The following is a 17,477-nucleotide window of genomic DNA, read 5'->3' as shown; positions in this document are numbered from 1 at the left end:
TGCGCGCATGAGTGAATTTTTCGGTTCGGTCTGGTGGCTCATCGTCACACTCGGACTTCTCATCACCTTCCACGAGTACGGCCACTTCGTGGTCGCGCGCCGCTGCGGGGTCAAGGTGCTGAAGTTCTCGATCGGCTTCGGACCAGCGCTGTGGAAGCGCTACGACCGGCACGGCACCGAATTCGCGATCGCTGCAATCCCGCTCGGCGGCTACGTGAAAATGCTCGACGAGCGCGATCCCGACGCGGTGGTGGCGCCGCAGGAGATCGCCGGCGCCTTCAACCGCAAGTCGCTCGGTGCGCGCATCGCGATCACCGCGGCCGGACCGGCCTTCAACCTCATCTTCACGGTGGCCGCGCTGTGGCTCATGTTCGTGATCGGCAAACCCGATTACCAGCCGGTCATCGGCCACGTCGGCGGCGTCGCGGCCAGCGCAGGGCTCGCCGCGGGCGACCGCATCAGGACCGTCGATGGTCGCCAGATCGACAACTGGACCGATGCCGGCGACCGGCTGGTGGCGGCCGGCATGGCGCACCAGGACGTCACGCTCACGCTGGCCCGGCCCGACCACAGCGAGCGCACGGTGACGTTGGCGCTGTCGAAACTGCCGGCCGACCTCGACCAGCAGGCCATCTACGACCGCATCGGCCTCATCCCGCAACAAATGGCGATCCCGCCCGTGGTCGGCGAGGTCGCACCCGACAGTGCCGCGGCGCAGGCCGGCCTGCGCAAGGGCGACCGCCTCGAAAGCATCGCCGGCGAGCCGATCGGCGACTGGCGCGAGGTGTCGCGCGCGGTCACGGCGCATGCCGCGGCGGACCGGGCGCTCGCGCTCGTGGTGCGGCGCGGCGCGCAGACGCTGACGCTGCAGGCCACGCCGCGCCCCAATCCGGCCGCCGGCACCATCGGCGCGCCGCCGTGGCTGCTCGGCATCGGGCCCGAGCCGATCGAGCCGCATTACGACGCCACGCTGCGCTACAACCCGCTGGCGGCCATTCCGCGGGCGCTGGCCACCACCTGGGAGCAGACGCGGCAGACGCTGGGCATGCTCGGCCGCATGGTCACGGGCCAGGCCTCGCTCAAGAACCTGTCGGGCATCATCACGATCGCCGAGGTCGCCAACGCGTCGGCCCAGCTCGGCCTGGCCTGGTTCCTCAATTTCCTCGCCCTGATCTCGCTCAGCCTGGCCATCCTCAACCTGTTGCCGATTCCCATCTTGGACGGCGGCGCGCTGCTGTATTACCTTATCGAATTGGCAAAGGGCAGTCCGGTCAGCGAACGCGTGCAGATTGCCGGGCAGTATGTCGGACTGGTGCTGCTGGTCGCCCTGATGGGGCTGGCGCTCTACAACGACATCCTGCGGCACGTGTCCTGACCTGCCGCTGCGCCGAGCAATCCCCGCCAACAACAACGATGCACCGGACCACGGCGATCCCGCCGCGGGCCTGCCAATGCCCTGACGGAATGTGACGATGAAGCGTGTTGCCGCCCTGTTTCTCCTGGCCTTTCTGGCCGCCAAGAGCGCTTGCGCGTTCGATACCTTCACGATCTCCGACATCCGCATCGACGGCTTGTCGCGCATCGCGCCCGGCACGGTGTTCACCTACCTGCCGGTCGAGAAGGGCGACACGCTGACGCCCGAACGCGCCGAACAGGCGACCCGCGCGTTGTACAAGACCGGCTTCTTCAACGACATCGCGCTGGCCCGGCAGGGCGACATCCTCGTCATCACGGTCAAGGAGCGGCCGCAGATCAGCAAGATCGCGATCCGCGGCAACAAGGACATCAAGGAAGAGGACCTGCTCAAGGGCCTCAAGGGCATCGGCTTGGCCGAGGGCGAGGCGTTCGATCCGCTCAAGCTCAGTGAAGTGCGCAACGAGCTCACCCACCAGTACTACAACCGCGGCAAGTACAACGTGTCGGTCAAGACCAGCACGGTCAACCTCGACCGCAACCGCGTCGAGATCGCGATCAACATCGCCGAGGGCAAGGCCGCCAAGATCAAGCACCTCAACATCGTCGGCAACACCACCTACAGCGACAAGCAGATCGAGGGCGACTTCGAATCCTCGACCAGCAACTGGACATCCTGGTACAGCAAGGACGACCAGTATTCGCGCGAAAAGCTGTCGGGCGACCTCGAAAAGCTGCAGTCCTACTACATGGACCGCGGCTACGCCGATTTCGACGTGGAGTCGACCCAGGTCAGCATCAGCCCCGACAAGCGCAAGATGTACGTGGTCGCCAGCATCAAGGAAGGCGAGGTCTACAAGATCAGCGACATCAAGCTGACCGGCACCCTCGTGCTGCGCGAGGAAGACCTGCGCAAGCTCATCCAGGTCAAGGATGGCGAGGTGTTCTCGCGCAAGAAGGTCGAGCAGTCGGTCGATGCGATCACGGCCGCGCTGTCGAACATCGGCTACGCGTTCGCCGACGTCAATCCGCTGCCGGCGATCGACAAGGAAACGCGCGAGGTCAGCCTCAATTTCTTCATCAACCCCGGCAAGCGCGTCTATGTGCGCCGCATCGTGTTCAAGGGCAACCTGCGCACCGAAGACGAGGTGCTGCGCCGCGAAATGCGCCAGCTCGAAGGCTCGTGGTACTCGCAGGCCGCGATCGACCGATCGCGCATCCGCCTGCAGCGCCTGGGCTTCTTCAGCAAGGTCGAGATCGACACCCCCAAGGTGCCCGGCAGTGACGACCAGGTCGACGTGACGGTCAACGTCGAGGAGCAGAACTCGGGCCAGTTCACCTTCGGCCTTGGCTACTCGCAGGTGCAGGGTCTCATCATCAGCGCCGGCGTCACCCAGAACAACTTCTTCGGCACCGGTGACCGCGTCTCGGTCAACGCCCAGCGCAGCGCCTATCTGCAGCGCTATTCGCTGTCGTATTACGAGCCGTATCTCACCGACGACGGCATCGGCCTGGGCTACGACATCCAGCACAGCAAGTTCGACGCCGGCCAGAGCAACCTTGCGGCCTACCTCAGCAGCACCGACTCGTTCGACATCTACCTCGGCTTCCCGATCACCGAGGCCGACACGATCAATACCCAGATCGGCGTCAACAAGACGTTGATCACCGGGTCGACCTACCTCGGCACGCCGCAGCCGATGATCGACTACCTCGATAACCTCGGCCACCGCACCTTCCACACCTGGAACATCCAGTTGTCGTGGGCCCATGACACCCGCAACCGCTACTGGAACCCGACGCGTGGCTCGCTGCAGTCGGTGTCGCTCAACGTGACGCTGCCCGGCTCCACGCTGCAGTACTACAAGGCCACCTACCAGTTCGCGCAGTACCTGCGCATGACCGATTCGCTGACGTTCTACGGCCACTTCGCGGTCGGCTACGGCGACACCTACAAGGATCCCAAGAGCGTGCTGGCCAACCCCGACACCATCGGTCACGAGCGCTACATGGCCAACCTCGGCGGCCTGCCGTTCTTCGAGAACTTCTACGCCGGCGGCGTCTCCGACGTGCGCGGCTTCCGCGACAACACGCTCGGCCCCTACTACGCGTGGGCGCCGGACATCTGCCCGCCCAGCGACAAGAACTGCCGCTGGTCGCTCGGCGGCTCGTTCAAGACCACGGCCTCGGCGGAGATCATCTTCCCGACGCCCTTCGTCAAGGAGAGCAACGACAGCACCCGCCTGTCGGCCTTCGTCGACGTCGGCAACGTGTTCAAGAACAACCTGTGCACGGCGACCTACTGCAGCGAGTACCGGAGCTGGAGCGCCGACCAGCTGCGCGCCTCGGTCGGCATCTCGTTCCAATGGCGGGCGCCGGTCGGGCCGATCGTGATCAACATCGCCAAGCCGATCCGCAAGAAGCCCGGCGACGACACCGAAACGATCCAGTTCATGTTCGGCAACACGTTCTGATCGTCGTACCATTGCCCGCAGCGTTGGCAACGAGGACAGACCGGTGGTGCAGTCCGCCCTTACAGCCCGCCGGTTGCGCACAGCCTGCCTCTGCTTGCTGCTGACCGGCCTGTGCAGCGCATGGGCGCAGGCGCCGGCCAGTGCCCGCATCGGCTACGTCGACATGAAGCGCCTGCTCGACAACGCACCGCAGATCGTGGCCGGGCGCAGCAAGCTGGAAAGCGAGTTTGCCGGACGCGACGCGTCGCTCAAGGCCGACGAGAAGCAACTGGCCGAGCTGCGCGCCAAGGCCGCTGCCGCACCGACGCCGGAACAGCAGCGCGAAATGGATGCGCTGGAGCGGTCGATCAAGCGCCAACGCGACAGCCTGCGCAACGAACTCAAGGCGCGCAGCGACCAGGAGCTCGACAACAGCTGGCGCGAGATCAATGACGCCGTGGTCAGCTTCGCGCGCGAACAGGGTTACGATCTCATCGTCGCCAGCCCGGTCGTCTACGCCAGCCCACGTGTGGACGTGACCGAGCGGATCCTCGATCGCCTGCGCCGCCAGTCGGCCAAGGGTGGCGCGCAGTGAGCGTGCAGCCGGCGCTGGGCGAGATCGCCGCGCGATTCGGACTGCGCCTGGTCGGCGGCAGCGCCGAGCAGCCGATCAGCGGCGTCGCCACGCTCGTTGCCGCGGACGCCAGCCAGATCGGCTTTCTTGCCAACCCGCGCTATCGCGCTCAGTTGGCCGCCACGCGCGCCGCAGCCGTGATCCTGCGCGAACCCGATGCCGCCGACTGCCCGCGGCCGTGCCTCGTCGCAGCCGACCCCTACGTCGCCTTCGCCCACGTCGCGACGCTGTTCGAGCCGGTCGCGACGGCGCCGGCCGGCATCCATCCCAGCGCGATCATCGCCGCCGACGCCCACGTCGACACCAGCGCCAGCATCGGCCCGCTGTGCGTGATCGAGGCAGGGGCACGGATCGAGGCTGGCGCGACGCTGGGCCCGCACTGCAGCGTCGGTCCGCGCTGCGTGGTCGGCGCCCAGTCGCGCCTGGTGGCGCGCGTCACCCTGGTGCAGGACGTGCGCCTGGGCCGCCGCGTGCTGATCCACCCCGGTGCCGTGCTCGGCGCCGACGGTTTCGGCCTGGCCTTCGAGGGCGACCACTGGATCAAAGTGCCGCAGCTCGGCGGCGTGGTGATCGGCGACGACTGCGAGATCGGCGCCAACACCACGATCGATCGCGGCGCGCTCGGCGACACCGTGCTCGAAGAGGACGTGCGCCTCGACAACCAGATCCAGATCGCCCACAACGTGCGCATCGGTGCGCACAGCGCGCTGGCCGGCTGCGCCGCCGTGGCCGGCAGCGCCAGCATCGGACGCTACTGCCTGATCGGCGGCGGCGCTGGCATACTCGGCCACTTGAACGTTGCCGATCGGGTCACGGTCACCGCGATGAGCCTGGTCACCCATTCGATCCGCGAACCGGGCGAGTACTCGTCAGGCACGCCGATCCAGCCCAACCGGCAATGGCGCCGTAATGCGGCGCGCTTCAGGCACCTGGATGAGATCGCGCGACGCCTTGGCGTCGGCGCAAAGGACCGTACCGAATGAACAAGTCGCTGGCCCCCGTCGAACTTCCGATCCACGTCGAGCAGATCGCGGCCCTGCTGCCGCACCGCTATCCGTTCCTGCTGGTCGACCGCGTGGTCGGCCTCGAGCCCAACCAGCGCATCAGCGCCCTCAAGAACGTCACGTTCAACGAACCGTTCTTCCAGGGCCACTTCCCGGGTCATCCGGTGATGCCGGGCGTGCTCATCATCGAGGCGATGGCGCAGGCTTCCGGCCTGCTCATCACGCTGTCGGGGCACGAGTCCAAGGGGCCGGTCGTGTTCTACCTGGTCAAGGTCGACAAGGCACGCTTCAACCATACGGTGGTACCGGGTGACCAGCTGCGGCTCGAAGTCGAGCACAAGCGCTCGGTACGCAACATGAGCCAGTTCTGGGGCCGCGCCCTCGTCGATGACAGGGTCGTGGCCGAGGCCGAGATCCTCTGCGCCGAGGTTCCCGCGTGAAGGTCCACCCTAGCGCCCAGGTCGATCCTGGCGCGCGCCTCGACGACGGGGTCGAGATCGGTGCCTACAGCGTGATCGGTGCCGACGTGACGATCGGCGCCGGCACCACGATCGGCGCGCACGTGGTCATCGAAGGGCCCACGCGCATCGGGCGCGACAACCGCATCTTCGCGTTCGTCTCGCTCGGCGCAGCGGCGCAGGACAAGAAATTCGCCGGCGAGCGCACCGAGCTCGTGATCGGTGATCGCAACACGATCCGCGAGTTCGTGACCTGCAACCGCGGCACCGCCGGCGGCGGCGGCGTCACCCGCATCGGCCACGACAACTGGCTGCTCGCCTACAGCCACATCGCCCACGACTGCCAGGTCGGCGACCACTGCGTGTTTTCCAACAACGCCACGCTCGCTGGCCATGTCGAAGTCGGCGACCACGTCATCGTCAGCGGCTTCGCCGGCGTGCACCAGTTCTGCCGCATCGGCGCCCATGCCTTCATCGGCATGGGTGTGCTGCTCAGCGGCGACGTGCCGCCGTTCCTCATGGTCGCGACCGATGCCGATACCCAGGGGCGGCCGCGCGGCATCAACAGCGAAGGACTCAAGCGGCGCGGGTTCGACGCCGCGCGCATCGCCGCGATCAAGCGCGCCTACCGCACGCTGTATGTCGGCGGCACGCCGCTGGCCGAGGCCCGCGCGCAGCTCGCCGAGCTGAGCCGTGACAGCGCCGACGTGGCGCAGATGCTGGCCTTCATCGATGCCGGCCAGCGCGCGCTCGCGCGCTGAAGTGCAGGCGATCCCCAGGCGCACGGCCCGCGCCGTCGCAGGCGCGCGGCCGATGCGCCGATGGCGACGCACGGACGCGGCAACCCGCAGCGCCAGGCACGCGCTGCCTCAGCGCGCGAATGGCAGGCGACCGTCGATGCGGCTGAACCTGCAGTGGGCGAGTTCGCCGCAAACATCGCCATGCCGGTGCGACCGCCTCCCGGCGCAGGCCGCGCGTTCCACCCGCCGTCGCTTCGCCGTTGCCGGTGCGGTCCGTGTTCAGCGATCCGACGGCGCCAGGCGCCCTTGTGCCGTCTTTGCCGCCGACCGCGATGACGCCGCCGGTCCGTCGCTTCGGCGTGGTCCGTTATCATCAGCGGATGCCCGAGTCCGCCCCGCCCGCGACGCCCCGATGCTTTGTCCTCGTCGCCGGCGAGCCTTCCGGCGACCTGCTTGGTGCGGGACTCATTCACGCGCTGCGCGCGCGTTTCCCCGACGCGCGCTTCGCCGGCATCGGTGGCGAACAGATGATCGCGGCCGGGCTGACGAGCTGGCACCCACTGAGCCGGCTGTCGGTGATGGGGTTGGTCGAGGTGCTGCGCCACCTGCCGGGCCTGCTCGCGATCCGTCGCGATGTCATCGCCCGCACGCGCGCGCTGCGGCCCGACGCCTTCATCGGCATCGACGCACCCGACTTCAACCTCGGCGTCGAGCGTCGCCTCAAGCGCGCCGGCATCCGCACCGTCCACTACGTGAGCCCGTCGGTATGGGCCTGGCGTGAGTCGCGCGCGGCGAAGATCGGCGCCAGTGCCGACTGCGTGCTGTGCCTGTTCCCGATGGAACCGCCGATCTACGCACGCCACGGTGTCGATGCGCGCTTCGTCGGCCATCCGTTCGCCGACGCGATGGCGCTCGATCCCGACCGCGGCGCAGCGCGGACCGCACTCGACCTGCCGCCCACCGGACCCGTGCTGGCCCTGCTGCCCGGCAGCCGGGTGGGCGAGATCACGCGCCTCGCGCCCGATTTCCTGCGCGCGGCGCAGCGTCTGTGCACGGCCCATCCCGCGCTGCGCGTCGTCGCGCCGATGGCCAACGCCGCCTGCCGCGCCGCCTTCGAACACGCCCAGCGGCAGGTGTGGCCCGATGCCGGCGCCGCGCTCACGATCCGCGATGGGCACGCCCGCGAGGCGATGATCGCGGCCGATGCGGTGCTGCTCGCCTCGGGCACGGCCACGCTCGAGGCGATGCTGGCCAAGCGGCCGATGGTGGTGGCCTATCGCATCGCCGCGCTCACTTACCGCATCGTGCGCCTGTTCGGCCTGCTCAAGGTCGAGCGCTACGCGCTGCCCAACATTCTCGCCGGGCGCGATCTGGCACCCGAATTCATGCAGGACGACTGCACGCCGGCCGCGCTGGCCGCCGCGCTCGAACCGCTCCTGTCGGGCCAGTGCGACGATGGCGCCCTGCAGGCCCAATACCGCCGCCTGCACCTGGCCCTGCGCGGCGACGCCAGCGCCGGCGCCGCCGACGCCATCGCCGGCCTGCTGGCGGCGCGCTGAACGCGGCGCGGCGCCGGCCGCTTCCGCTGCGCACCGGTTGACGCGGTGCGCGGTCATGGCACGATGCCGCGCATGCCTCGCAGCACCCCATGAACGCGCCCGCCCCGCGCCGCCCGCACGCCCTGCGCGTATTCGCCGCGCTCGCGTTTGCCGCGCTGGTCGTGCTCGGCCCGCTGACCGAGAACACCGGCAGCGAAAAACTGTTCGCGCTGAGCGTGGTGCTGGCCACGCTGCTGCTGCTGCTGTTCGCCTCGGCCCGCATCGCATTCGCGCTGATGTCGGTGAGTCTGCTGTTCGGCGCGATCGAACTGGCCGGTGTGCTCAAGTTCAAATACCTGACCACGCCGCTGCTGGCGCCCGACCTCGAATACTTCGTCAACAGCGGCACGCTCGAAGTGTTCTCGCACTATCCATTGCTGCTCGCGGTCGGCCTGGCGACGCTGGTGCTCGTGCCGCTGCTGCTCGTGATCACGTTCCGTTGCGAACGCGCCGCCCTGCTGCCCGCGCGCCCGCGCGCGGTGCGCGCGCTGGTGCGCGTGGCCGGCGCCGCACTGGCGGCCTGGGGTCTGACGCTCATGCTGTCGGCCGATGGTCCGTTCGCCGGCGTGTTCAACAAGCCGATGTGGATCACGGTCAACGACAAGAGCTTCATCACCGACTTCCTGACCTCGTTCAACGACACCGTCATCAACGAACCGGTGATCCCGCCCGACGTCGACCGCAGCATGAGCTGGAAGCTCGATCGACCGCTGCAGGCACCGGCGCAGGCGCCCGACGTGGTGCTCGTGCTCGAGGAAAGCACGTTCGACCCACGCATCCTCAAACTGTGCACGATCGCCCAGTGCCGGCTGCCGATGTTCGACGCCGACAAGCAGACGCGCGCGCACGGCCTGCTCACCGTGCACACCTTCGGCGGCGGCACCTGGACCAGCGAGTTCTCGGCCTTGACCGGCCTCGCCCACACGCTGTTCGGCAACGCCGGCCTGTATGCGCCCTACAACCTCGCCCCGCGCGTGAGCTACACGCTGCCCAAGGCGTTCCAGCACGCCGGCTACCGCGCGATCGCGCTGTACCCGATGAGCGGCGATTTCCTCAACGCACGCAACGCCTACGACTACTACGGCTTCGACGCGTTCTACGATGGCACCGAGTACGGCCTGGGCTGGGACAGCCACGATGCCGACCTGTTCAAGGTATTCGAGCGCGTGTACGGCGACGAGAAGCGCGCCCATCCCGACACGCCGCTGTTCGTGTTCATGCTGACCCTGCACCAGCACGGTCCGCACATGAAACCGCTGGCCGAGTTGCCGGCGCCGTTCGACCAGCCGCTGTTTCCGGGTCGGTTCAAGCCCAGGGCGCTCGACGACTGGCTCAATCTCAACCTCGGCAACTACCTGCAGCGCCTGGAGGAGTCCAATGCGATGCTCGACCAGTTGCAGAAGCTGCTGTTCGATGGCAAGCGTCCCGCCGTGTTGGCGCATTTCGGCGACCATCAGCCCTCGTTCGACGGCGCCATCAACGAAATCCCCAAGCAGGTGCCCAAGGCGGCCGGTCCGGTCGCGAGCTGGGTCACCTACTACATGATCCGCGCCAACTACCCGGTACGCGCGCGCTACGACTACCCGGTGCTCGACATCGCGTTTCTCGGCTCGCTCGTGCTCGACGTCGCCGGCGTGCCGAAGGATGCGTTCTACCAGGCCAACACGTTGCTGCGCGAACGCTGCAAGGGCCGCTACCTCGACTGCAAGGACAAGCGCACCGTGGCGTCGTACCACGCCTGGATCTTCAGCACGCTGGGCGACCTGCATGAAAACCCCTGAACCGTGTGCGCCGACGCGGGCCACCATGGCGCGCATCGCCGGCGTCGACGAAGCCGGCCGTGGCCCGTTGGCGGGCCCGGTGGTGGTTGCCGCCGTGATCCTCGATCCGAGCCGGCCGATCGCGGGGATCGCCGATTCCAAGGCGCTCGATCCGGCGCAGCGAGCCGCCTTGGCGCCGCTGATCCGCGCCCATGCATTGGCCTGGTCGGTGGCGGTGGTCGACACCGACGAAATCGAACGCCTCAACATCCTCGGTGCCACGCTGGCCGGCATGGCGCGCGCGCTGGCCGCGCTGGCGCCGGCGCCCTCGCTCGCGCTGATCGACGGCAACCGACTGCCCAAGTCGTTGCCGTGTCCTGCCCGCAGCGTCGTCGGCGGCGACGCCAGCGAACCGGCGATCGGCGCCGCCTCGATCCTGGCCAAGACCACGCGCGATGCACTCATGTGCGAACTCGACGCGATTCACCCCGGCTACGGTTTCGCCCAGCACAAGGGCTATCCCACACCCGAGCATCTGGCCGCACTCGAACGCCTTGGCCCGTGCCCGATCCATCGCCGCGGCTTCGCGCCGGTGCGGCGTCTGCTCGCGCCAAGCCTGTTCGCGGAACCACTCCGCTAGATCCGCGTCCGCAGCGCGGCGGCAACCGGCGCGATGCGTGCCGCACATGTGCGATGTGTCACGCCTGCGACGTCACCTGCGCACACACCTGGCCACGCGGCCGACTCTGAACTGTGCCGCGGAGCACGCGCCGCGTCCTCGTGCACCGACCGGCGCGCGTTATGATGCGGGCTGCAGGCTGCAGCGACGCCACGGTGCACGCGTTGTCGCCAGCAGCACACGGTTGCGATGCGTGGAGTGCACTTGGACAAGGAACATTCGCCCGCTCCGGCTTGGCGGCGCCTGCTCGCGGCGGCCATCGCCGCCACCGCGTGCTGGTTCGTCGTGGTGCGCCTGCTCGAACTCGAGCACGACGTGGCTCAACAGGCGTTCTGCCTTGCGGTCATGGTCTGCACCGCGGTCCTGTCGGGCGTTGCCGCGGGCCGTCCGGCCTTCGGGGTGCTGGTCGCCTCGCTTCTGCTTGGCGTGATCTGGCTTGCCAGCTCGCTCAAGGTCGCCTATCTGCGCGAAGCCCTGCTGGCACCGGACCTGCGCTATCTGGCCGCCACCTTCAGCAGCGAGGTGATCGCCCACTATCCGGGCATGCTGCGCAAGAGCCTCATCGCGCTGCTCGGTGGCGGCGCGCTGGCGACCCTGCTGTGGCGCCTGGAATCGCCCGGCCTGTGGCGGGCACGGCGGCGCCGGCGGCGCCTGGGCATGACGTTGCTGGCGAGCCTGCCGCTGGCGGCCTGCCTGTGGCCGCGCGGACCGTTCACCGATGTGTATGCGGTGCCGACGTGGGAGTTCATCAGCAACGGCGCCCGCAACCCGATCACCACCTTCATCAGTTCATTCTCGCGCATGGAGCTTGTGCTGCCGGTGCGCAGCAGCGGCGGCGATCGCGCGCAATGGCAGCTGCCGGCAGCGGTCGCGCCGCAGGCCACCGGCAACGCACCCGACATCGTCGCCGTACTCGAGGAGAGCACGCTCGATCCGCGCCAGTGGGCCGCGTGCACGAGCCCGCGCTGTCGGTTCGACCTGTTCGAACCCGATGCCGCCACGCGCGGCTACGGTGACCTGCGCGTGCACACCTGGGGCGGCGCCACCTGGACCAGTGAATTCGCCTTTTTCGCCGGGCTGCCGCACACGGTGTTCGGCGCCGCCGGCATCTACGCGCCCTACAACATCGTGCCGCGCCTCGCCTACAGCCTGCCGCGCCAGCTCAAGGCACTCGGCTACCGCACGATCGCGATCTATCCGATGGGCAAGGAATTCGTCGGCGCGGCAACCGCCTACCGCGACTACGGCTTCGACGAATTCCACGATGCGAGCGAACTCGGGCTGCACTGGGAGAGCACCGACAGCGACCTCATGCAGCACGTGCAGGCGCTGTACGCGGCCCGCCGTGGCACGGCGACCGGCCCGCTGTTCGTGATGGTGCTGACGATGCGCCAGCATGGTCCGCATGACTACCCGCTGGCCAGGTTGCCGCCGCCGTGGAACGAGCCGCCGGCGCCGCAACTGGACGAGCGCGCCAACCGCAACCTCGGCACCTACCTCTATCGCATGCACCAGTCCGACCTCGCGCTGAGCCAGTTGCGCCAGTTCCTGTTCGCGAGCGGCAACCCGGTGCTGCTGGTGCACTTCGGCGACCATCAGCCCTCGTTCGACGGGCTCGAGCAGACGCTGCGCCGGGCCCGCGTCGCAGCGTCGCCCGCCGCCGCGCTGTACGACACCTATTACCGCATCGACACCAACTTCCCCGCCGCGCCATGGTCGCCGCCGGACGAACTCGACCTGGCCTTCCTCGGCGGCGTCGTGCTGCAGCAGGCCGGCCTGCCACTGGATGACTACTTCCAGGCCAACGCGGTGCTGCGCGAGCGCTGCCGCGGCCTGTTCGACGCTTGCCCCGCACCGGTCCTGGCCGACTACTTCGGCCATGTCTTCGACGCCCTGCACCTGCTGCAATAGTCGCGCCGTCAAGCCTTGTCCGCGGCACGCCGGGAAACTACGCTGGCGATTCCCCCCGGCGCCGCCATGAATCCCTCGTTCGTCCACCTGCATGTCCACAGCGAGTATTCGCTGGTCGACTCGACGATCCGCATTGGCGAGCTCGTCCAGGCCTGCGCGCGCGCGGACATGCCGGCGGTGGCGCTGACCGATCAGAGCAACCTGTTCGCGCTGGTCAAGTTCTACCGCGCGGCCGAAGCCGCCGGCATCAAGCCGATCGCCGGCTGCGACCTGTGGCTGGCCGACCAGGACGATGCGCAACGCCCGCAGCGCCTGCTCGTGCTGTGCCAGGACCACGCCGGGTACCTCGCGCTATCGCAGCTGGTCTCGCGCAGCTACGTCGAGAATCGCCACGGCGAACGCGCGCTGGTCGACCCGCGCTGGTTCGACGAACTCAACGCCGGCCTCATCGCCATCGCCGGCCAGGACAGCGATATCGGTCGCCTGCTGCTGGCCGATCGCGACGCGGCCGCGCTCGAACGCGCCCGATGGTGGCGCACGCGCTTCCCCAACCGCCTGTACCTGCAGGCCACCCGCATCGGCCGCCCCGACGAGGAGGCGTTCCTGGCCGGCGCGCTCGAGCTCGCAGCGCGCCTGGCGCTGCCGGTGGTGGCCAGCAACGAGGTGCGCTTCCTCGCGCGCGAGGACTTCGAGGCCCACGAGGCGCGCGTATGCATCCACGCCGGGCGCGTGCTCGCCGATCCGCGCCGGCCACGCGAGTACACGCCCGAGCAATACCTGAAGTCGCCTGCGCAGATGGCGCAGGCCTTCGCCGACCTGCCCGAGCTGCTGCACAACACGGTCGAGCTGGCCAAGCGCTGCAACCTCGAGCTTGCGTTTGGCACCTACCACCTGCCGGCATTCCCGGTGCCCGAACCACACACGCTCGACAGTCACATCCGCGCGCAGGCCCAGGACGGCCTTGCACGGCGGCTGGCCAGCCATCCGTGTGCACCCGGCTGCAGCGAGGATGCCTATCGCGAGCGGCTCGTGCGCGAACTCGACGTCATCGTGCAGATGGGCTTTGCCGGCTACTTCCTCATCGTCGCCGACTTCATCAACTGGGCCAAGGACAACGGCATCCCGGTCGGCCCGGGCCGCGGCTCGGGCGCCGGCTCGCTGGTGGCCTATGCGCTGGGCATCACCGACCTCGACCCCTTGCGCTACGGCCTGCTGTTCGAACGCTTCCTCAACCCCGAGCGCGTGTCGATGCCCGACTTCGACGTCGACTTCTGCATGGAGCGACGCGACCACGTCATCGACTACGTGAGCCGCAAGTATGGCCGCGACCGGGTCAGCCAGATCATCACCTACGGCACGATGGCGGCCAAGGCCGTGCTGCGCGACACCGGTCGCGTGCTCGGCATGCCCTACGGCCAAGTCGACCGCATCGCCAAGCTGCTGCCGCGCATGCCGCTCGACCTCACGCTCGAGGATGCGCTGGGGCGCTCGGACAAGGCGCAGCGGGAACCCGAGCGAATCGTGGCCGAGTTCCGCGATCTGTACGCCGACGACGAGGAGGCGCGCGAACTCGTCGACCTCGCGCTCAAGCTCGAGGACCTCACCCGCAATGCCGGCAAACACGCCGGCGGCGTGGTCATCGCGCCGGGGCCGCTGCACGAATTCGCGCCGCTGTATTCGGAAGGCGGCGATGGCGTGGTCACGCAATACGACAAGGACGACGTCGAGGCGGTCGGACTGGTCAAGTTCGACTTCCTCGGCCTGCGCACGCTCACGATCATCGACTGGGCCGTCAAGGCGATCAACGCCGCGCGCGCGGCGGCGGGTGGCGCCGAGCCACCGCTCGACATCATGGCGCTGCCGCTCGACGACCGCGCCGTGTTCGACCTGTTCCGCAAGGCCAATACGGTGGCTGTGTTCCAGTTCGAATCGCGCGGCATGCAGCGCCTGCTCACCGATGCGCGCCCCGACTCGTTCGAGGACCTCATCGCGCTGGTGTCGCTGTACCGGCCTGGGCCGATGGAGCTGATCCCGAGCTTCTGCGCGCGCAAGCACGGGCGCGAGGCGATCGAGTATCCCGATCCGCGTGTCGAACCGATCCTGCGCGAGACCTACGGCATCATGGTCTACCAGGAACAGGTCATGCAGATGGCGCAGATCATCGGTGGCTACTCGCTCGGCGGCGCCGATCTGCTGCGCCGCGCGATGGGCAAGAAGAAGGCCGAGGAAATGGCCAAGGAGCGCGTCAAGTTCCGCACCGGCGCCGCCGCCAACGGGCTCGACGAAGCCAAGGCCGACGCGATCTTCGACCTCATGGAGAAGTTCGCCGGCTACGGCTTCAACAAGTCGCACGCGGCCGCCTACGCGCTGGTCGCCTACCAGACCGCGTGGCTCAAGGTGCACCACCCGGCGGCGTTCATGGCCGCGGTGCTGTCGGCGGACATGGACGGCACCGACAAGGTCGTCAATTTCATCCACGAATCGCGCGCGCTGGCGTTGACGGTCACACCACCGCACGTCAACGCCTCGAACTGGATGTTCGAGGCGATCGATGCCCGCACGATCCGCTACGGCCTCGGCGCGGTGAAGGGCGTGGGCCATGCCGCGATCGACAACATCGTCGGCGTCCGCGAGCAGGGCGGCAATTTCCGCGACCTCGCCGATTTCTGCGCACGCGTCGATCCGGGCAAGGTCAACAAGCGCGTGTTCGACGCCCTGCTGCTGGCGGGCGCGCTCGATGGCCTGGGCGCCAACCGCGCCAGCCTGGCCGCGCAGTTGCCCGAAGCCGTGCGCGCCGCCGAGCAGCGCGCGCGCGACGCGCAGAGTGGCCAGTTCGACATCTTCGGCGCGGCGCTCGGCGCCGTCCCGAGCGCGCTGGCGCCGCCGCCCGTGACTGTCGACGAGTGGCCCTTGGCGCAGCGCCTGGCCGGCGAGCGCGACACGCTCGGCCATTACCTGTCGGGCCATCCGACCGATCCCTGGCGCGAGCTGTTCGCTCGCATCGCCACCTGCGCGATCGGCGCCATCGACAAGCACTACCGCCCCCCGCGTGAAGGTCGCCTGCGCGTGTCCGAGATGCCGGTGTTCACGCTCGCCGGCAGCGTCGTCGGCATCCGCAAGCAGGGCGATGCACGGGTGTTCGCCGGCATCGAGGATGCCAGCGGCCATGTCGAGGCCGTGCTGTATGAAGAGGCATGGCTCCAGTTCGGCGCCCTGCTCACGCGCGATGCGATCCTCGTGTTCGAGGGCGCGCTGAGCTTCGACGACTACATCAACGGCTATCTGCTGCGCGTGAACTCGGTGCTGACCATCGACGAGGCCTGCGCGCGGCGCGCGCGCCTGCTGCGGCTGCGCCTCAACGGCATCGATGCCGGCTTTGCCGCGCGCCTGCGCCATGCGCTCGATGCCCATCTCGGCGGCAGCACGCCGGTGCAGTTGCACTACCGCAACGCCAGCGCCGACGTCGACCTCGAACTGGGCCCCGAGTGGCGCGTGCATGCCAGCCACTCGCTCGCCGAATCGCTGCGCAGGCTCGACGGCGTCAGCGACGCGGAACTCGTGTTCGGGTGACCGGCCACCGCGCGGCGCCCCGCGCCGGCGGCCGCGGCCGCCACGCTGCCGGTGTGGCCGGATCGGACCGCGCGCCGTTGCCGAGGATCACCGGCGCCAGGCCCGCCACCGGCAGCAGTCCTGCGCCAAACGGGCAAGTCGTTATACTTGCACCCTTTGCGCGGCCGGCCGACCACCAGCGCCGCCCGTCCACCGCGAACCACGGCGAATGAACCCGAACTTCCTCGATTTCGAACAACCCATCGCCGAACTGGAAGCCAAGCTGCAGGAATTGCGCAGCGCCAGCCGCGGCCACGCGCTCGACATCGACGCCGAGGTCGCCACGCTGCAGGGCAAGCTGCGCGCCAAGACCGCCGAGATCTTCCGCAATCTCACGCCCTGGCAGGTCGCGCAGATGTCGCGCCATCCGGCGCGGCCCTACACGCTCGACTACGTCAAGGTCATGTGCGACGAGTTCCACGAGCTCGCCGGCGACCGCGCCTATGCCAACGACGCCGCCATCGTCGGCGGTCTGGCGCGACTCGGCGGACGCAGCGCCGTGATCATCGGCCACCAGAAGGGGCGCGACACCAAGAGCAAGATCCGCCGCAACTTCGGCATGCCCTATCCCGAGGGCTACCGCAAGGCGCTGCGCCTCATGCAACTGGCCGAACGCTTCCGACTGCCGATCCTCACCTTCATCGACACCCCCGGCGCCTACCCCGGCGTCGGTGCCGAGGAGCGTGGCCAGAGCGAGGCGATCGCACGCAACCTGCTCGAGATGGCGCGCCTGCGCGTGCCGATCATCTGCAGCGTGATCGGCGAAGGCGGCTCGGGCGGCGCGCTCGCGATCGGCGTCGGCGACGTCACCAACATGCTCGAGTACAGCACCTACTCGGTGATCACGCCCGAAGCCTGCTCGTCGATCCTGTTCAAGACACCCGAACGCGCGCGCGATGCCGCCGGCATGCTGGCGATGACCGCGCCGCGGCTCAAGGAGTTCGGCCTCGTCGACAAGGTCATCCGCGAACCGCTCGGCGGCGCCCACCGCAACCCACGCGGCATGGCGATCCGCCTCAAGGCGATCCTGCTCAACCAGCTCGACGAGCTCGCGCGCATCGGCGAGCCGGCCCTCATCGAACGCCGCTACCAGCGCCTGCGCGGCTACGGCGCGGTCACGGGCGGCTGAGCCGCGGTTCTTCACGGCCGACGCATGGCTGCGGCTGCGGGAGGCTTCTCTTGCGCTCGGTGGTCAGCAACGTTTCCGTTACCGGGAAG

The 17,477-nt window shown here is 68.7% G+C and carries 12 protein-coding genes; all 12 read left to right on the top strand.

The genetic code is table 11. The features are described from left to right. Positions 1–7: 7 nt before the first annotated feature. The 12 genes from rseP to KF903_RS00630 all read left to right on the top strand — a co-directional run bounded on the left by rseP (position 8) and on the right by KF903_RS00630 (position 17,388). Positions 8–1,375: an RIP metalloprotease RseP gene (gene rseP, locus KF903_RS00685; RefSeq protein ID WP_291209782.1), complete on the top strand. Its 1,368-nt coding sequence runs from the start codon at positions 8–10 to the stop codon at positions 1,373–1,375. A gap of 97 nt (positions 1,376–1,472) precedes the next feature. Continuing rightward, complete coding sequence (bamA, locus tag KF903_RS00680; RefSeq protein ID WP_291209780.1) at positions 1,473–3,887, top strand: outer membrane protein assembly factor BamA; 2,415 nt, start codon at positions 1,473–1,475, stop codon at positions 3,885–3,887. A gap of 94 nt (positions 3,888–3,981) precedes the next feature. Then, positions 3,982–4,461, top strand: a complete 480-nt coding sequence (locus KF903_RS00675; protein WP_291209778.1) for an OmpH family outer membrane protein — start codon at positions 3,982–3,984, stop codon at positions 4,459–4,461. Next, positions 4,458–5,483: a UDP-3-O-(3-hydroxymyristoyl)glucosamine N-acyltransferase gene (lpxD, locus tag KF903_RS00670; RefSeq protein ID WP_291209776.1), complete on the top strand. Its 1,026-nt coding sequence runs from the start codon at positions 4,458–4,460 to the stop codon at positions 5,481–5,483. The genes KF903_RS00675 and lpxD overlap by 4 nt, the downstream gene beginning before the upstream one ends. Continuing rightward, positions 5,480–5,944: a 3-hydroxyacyl-ACP dehydratase FabZ gene (gene fabZ / locus KF903_RS00665; protein ID WP_291209775.1), complete on the top strand. Its 465-nt coding sequence runs from the start codon at positions 5,480–5,482 to the stop codon at positions 5,942–5,944. Before lpxD ends, fabZ begins: the two co-directional genes overlap by 4 nt. After that, entirely contained in the window at positions 5,941–6,723 is a 783-nt protein-coding gene (gene lpxA / locus KF903_RS00660) for an acyl-ACP--UDP-N-acetylglucosamine O-acyltransferase (protein WP_291209774.1), read from the top strand. Before fabZ ends, lpxA begins: the two co-directional genes overlap by 4 nt. A 359-nt stretch (positions 6,724–7,082) precedes the next feature. After that, positions 7,083–8,261 carry a lipid-A-disaccharide synthase gene (gene lpxB, locus KF903_RS00655; protein ID WP_291209772.1) on the top strand — a complete coding sequence of 393 codons (1,179 nt, stop codon included), beginning with the start codon at positions 7,083–7,085 and terminating at the stop codon, positions 8,259–8,261. A gap of 89 nt (positions 8,262–8,350) precedes the next feature. Beyond that, positions 8,351–10,081, top strand: a complete 1,731-nt coding sequence (locus KF903_RS00650) for an LTA synthase family protein (protein ID WP_291209770.1) — start codon at positions 8,351–8,353, stop codon at positions 10,079–10,081. Next, a complete protein-coding gene (locus KF903_RS00645) occupies positions 10,068–10,700 on the top strand; it encodes a ribonuclease HII (RefSeq protein ID WP_291209769.1) in 633 nt (210 codons plus the stop codon). Before KF903_RS00650 ends, KF903_RS00645 begins: the two co-directional genes overlap by 14 nt. A gap of 243 nt (positions 10,701–10,943) precedes the next feature. Next, a complete protein-coding gene (locus KF903_RS00640; RefSeq protein WP_291209768.1) occupies positions 10,944–12,650 on the top strand; it encodes a sulfatase-like hydrolase/transferase in 1,707 nt (568 codons plus the stop codon). 66 nt (positions 12,651–12,716) lie between these two features. After that, a complete protein-coding gene (gene dnaE, locus KF903_RS00635) occupies positions 12,717–16,220 on the top strand; it encodes a DNA polymerase III subunit alpha (protein ID WP_291209766.1) in 3,504 nt (1,167 codons plus the stop codon). Positions 16,221–16,428: 208 nt separating this feature from the next. Continuing rightward, the gene (locus tag KF903_RS00630; protein WP_291209764.1) at positions 16,429–17,388 is read left to right on the top strand and encodes an acetyl-CoA carboxylase carboxyltransferase subunit alpha; all 960 of its coding nucleotides are present in this window, start codon (positions 16,429–16,431) and stop codon (positions 17,386–17,388) included. Positions 17,389–17,477: the final 89 nt, after the last annotated feature.

The organism is Dokdonella sp., from assembly GCF_019634845.1.
GTDB lineage: Bacteria > Pseudomonadota > Gammaproteobacteria > Xanthomonadales > Rhodanobacteraceae > Dokdonella_A.
This window is presented reverse-complemented; position numbering and strand designations above follow the sequence as displayed.

Coding starts and splice junctions, on each gene's coding strand:
- dnaE (WP_291209766.1), top strand. CDS start 12,717: ATGAATCCCTCGTTCGTCCACCTGCATGTCCACAGCGAGTATTCGCTG.
- bamA (WP_291209780.1), top strand. CDS start 1,473: ATGAAGCGTGTTGCCGCCCTGTTTCTCCTGGCCTTTCTGGCCGCCAAG.
- KF903_RS00645 (WP_291209769.1), top strand. CDS start 10,068: ATGAAAACCCCTGAACCGTGTGCGCCGACGCGGGCCACCATGGCGCGC.
- fabZ (WP_291209775.1), top strand. CDS start 5,480: ATGAACAAGTCGCTGGCCCCCGTCGAACTTCCGATCCACGTCGAGCAG.
- lpxB (WP_291209772.1), top strand. CDS start 7,083: ATGCCCGAGTCCGCCCCGCCCGCGACGCCCCGATGCTTTGTCCTCGTC.
- rseP (WP_291209782.1), top strand. CDS start 8: ATGAGTGAATTTTTCGGTTCGGTCTGGTGGCTCATCGTCACACTCGGA.
- KF903_RS00650 (WP_291209770.1), top strand. CDS start 8,351: ATGAACGCGCCCGCCCCGCGCCGCCCGCACGCCCTGCGCGTATTCGCC.
- KF903_RS00630 (WP_291209764.1), top strand. CDS start 16,429: ATGAACCCGAACTTCCTCGATTTCGAACAACCCATCGCCGAACTGGAA.